The 2,478-nt window shown below is 66.3% G+C and carries 2 protein-coding genes and 1 pseudogene; 2 read left to right on the top strand and 1 reads right to left on the bottom strand.

Translation table 11 applies throughout. The features are described from left to right. Positions 1-117: 117 nt before the first annotated feature. Positions 118-708: a TetR/AcrR family transcriptional regulator gene (locus IF99_RS0130045; protein ID WP_051703772.1), complete on the bottom strand. Its 591-nt coding sequence runs from the start codon at positions 706-708 to the stop codon at positions 118-120. A gap of 105 nt (positions 709-813) precedes the next feature. On the opposite strand from IF99_RS0130045, the gene IF99_RS0130040 reads away from it, so the two are divergent. Continuing rightward, positions 814-1,629 carry an SDR family NAD(P)-dependent oxidoreductase gene (locus IF99_RS0130040; RefSeq protein ID WP_031001593.1) on the top strand — a complete coding sequence of 272 codons (816 nt, stop codon included), beginning with the start codon at positions 814-816 and terminating at the stop codon, positions 1,627-1,629. Positions 1,630-1,852: 223 nt separating this feature from the next. After that, positions 1,853-2,407: pseudogene (locus tag IF99_RS33125) on the top strand (helix-turn-helix domain-containing protein); the annotation flags it as partial. Positions 2,408-2,478 lie beyond the last annotated feature (71 nt).

Genomic DNA, 2,478 nt, shown 5'->3' with positions numbered 1-2,478 from the left:
GCCGCTACGAGCGCAAGGCCGAACACTTCCTCGCCTTCGTCGGCATAGCCGCAGCCCTCATCTGCCACCGCCGACTCACCAAATAAAACAACGTCTAAAGGGGCGGGCAGCTTGTCGTCATTCGCCGTCGCTTGCCGACGGCATCAGGGTGCGGAAGTTGCGGTCCAGGTGGTGAGCCAGCGGGGTATCCGAGGTGTCGTTTCGCCAGTCGTCGAGTGAGAGCCGAAGGGTGCCGATGGCCATCATCGCGGCGATGCGGAGGTGGGTCCGCTGTGCGGGGTCGGGCCAGAGCGTCGACATGGCGTCGGCCAGGTCCCGTTCCATTTGGATCTCGGCAATGTCTTTGCGGCCGCTGAGCGCGTCGGAAGATCGCATCAGAGCATCCATGGCTTTGGACTCGGCGGTTTCGTAGCGCGAAGCGAGGCTGAGCAGGCAGCGCATCGCTGCTTCGAGGGGGGTCTGTTCCGGGGATTGTTCGAGCATGGCCGGGTGCAGAGCGGATGAGAGGGCCCCTGCCCCGTGCCAGGCGAGCAGGACATCGTCCTTGGACTTGAAGTAGTAGAAGAAGGTTCGGCGGGAGATCCCGGCTGCTGCTGCGATGTCGTCGAGCGTGGTGGCGTCGTAGCCGTGTTCGCGGAAGAGCCGCAGTCCGGCTTCCGCGATCCGGGCGCGGGTGGCTTCCTTCTTGCTCTCGCGTGCTCCTGTCACCTTTCCCCCGCCTCCTTCCGGTCCGGGTCCGGCCTCGCGCCGAAAACTCGCACTCAGTGTAACCTTGCAAGAGTTCGCACTGAGTGTAATTTTTGGAGGCTGGTCATGACGCCAAAGGTCTGGTTCGTCACGGGCGCGTCGAGTGGGTTCGGCCGCATGTGGACGGAGGCAGCCCTCGGCCGCGGGGACAAGGTCGTCGCGACCGCCCGCACCCCTGAGGCACTCGCGGATCTGGTGGACCGTTTCGGGGACGCCGTACTGGTATGTGCGCTGGACGTGACCGACCGCGAGGCCGTGTTCCGGACCGTCGCCGAGACGCACGCTCACTTCGGCCGGCTGGACGTGGTAGTGAGCAACGCGGGCTACAGCTACACCGGCGCGGTCGAGGAACTGGACTTCGACGAGGTGAAGGCGAACTTCGACACGAACGTCTTCGGAACCCTGTCGGTCATCCAGGCAGCACTGCCGCTACTGAGGGCGCAAGGCAGCGGGCACATCCTCACCGTGTCCAGCATCGGCGGGATCGCCAGCTTCCCGACCGGCGGGGCCTACGTCCAGACCAAGTTCGCTGTTGAAGCCATGAGCGAAGCCCTGGCCGGTGAGGTAGCCGCGCACGGGATCAAGGTGACGATCATCGAGCCGGGCAGCTACACCACCGGATTCCGCGGAGCAACGAAGGCCGCTCCAGCCATGGACGAGTACGACGGCGCCCGCAAGGCGATCTACGCCTCGTTCGACCCGTCGACGACCGGCGACGCTGCGGCAACCGCAGCCGCTGTTCTCGCAGTCGTGGACACCGCCGAACCGCCGCTGCGACTGCTGCTCGGCGACTGGGTCCTCAACCGTGTCAAGGGCGTCTACGCGAAGCGGATCGACACATGGGAGCAGTGGGCCGCAGTGTCCGACGCCGCGCAGCGGTAGCGGACCGAACCTTTTGAGCATTGGCAGGGCGGTGATGGAGGCGGCAGAACAGGTCCGTGACCGCCTGGAGCCGCGCCACGGCCAAAGGGCAGGTGCCCTGAGCCGACCGAACTGCTCACGGCCACCAACTGATGCAGACCATCGCAAGGCCAGGGCCCTTGGGCGCAGAGCGTCCTGGCCCCGGCCCCGCTCTCCGATTCCCCCCAATGCTCTAGAGGTCGACGTGCCCCACCCCAATGCACGGTTGACGGTCCACGGCAGACGCCTCCTCATCGAGCGAGTCCGCGCAGGCAGGCCCGTCGCACATGTCGCCGACGAAATGGGCATATCCCGCACCACCGCTCACAAGGGGGTCCGGCGCTGGCGAGCCGAAGGCGATGCTGGACTGTATGACCGCTCAAGCCGCCCGCTGACGACACCACACCGCACCCCTGCAGACGTCGAGAACCGCATCTGCGAGCTGCGGCGCGAACGCAAGCTCGGTCCCGCACGCATCGGTCCGATCCTGGAAATGCCCGCCTCGACGGTCCATCGCGTTCTGACCCGTCATCAGCTGAACCGTCTGCGCTGGATGGACCGGCCCACCGGCCAGGTCATCCGCCGCTACGAACGCGAGCATCCCGGCGAGCTGGTCCATGTGGACATCAAGAAACTCGGCAACATCCCCGACGGCGGCGGACACCGCATCATGCCCCGCCAGCAAGCCACCGGCAACCGGCAGGCCACGACCGACGTCCGCAAGGGCGGCAGCCGGGCCTTGACCCCGGTTCCTGGACACGGGTTATGCGGCTTGCGTCAGCGTAGTTGATGTCGTTCGGAAGGCGTTCTCGTAGGCGATGGGGCTGCGGT

Origin of the sequence: Streptomyces sp. NRRL F-5630, assembly GCF_000719475.1 — a bacterium.
Taxonomy (GTDB): Bacteria; Actinomycetota; Actinomycetes; order Streptomycetales; family Streptomycetaceae; genus Streptomyces.
Note: the sequence above shows the minus strand (reverse complement) of the source record. Positions and strands in the feature narration are given on the sequence as shown.

Bases quoted from the DNA above. Each gene is read 5' to 3' on its own strand.
- IF99_RS0130040 (WP_031001593.1), top strand. From the start codon at position 814: ATGACGCCAAAGGTCTGGTTCGTCACGGGCGCGTCGAGTGGGTTCGGC.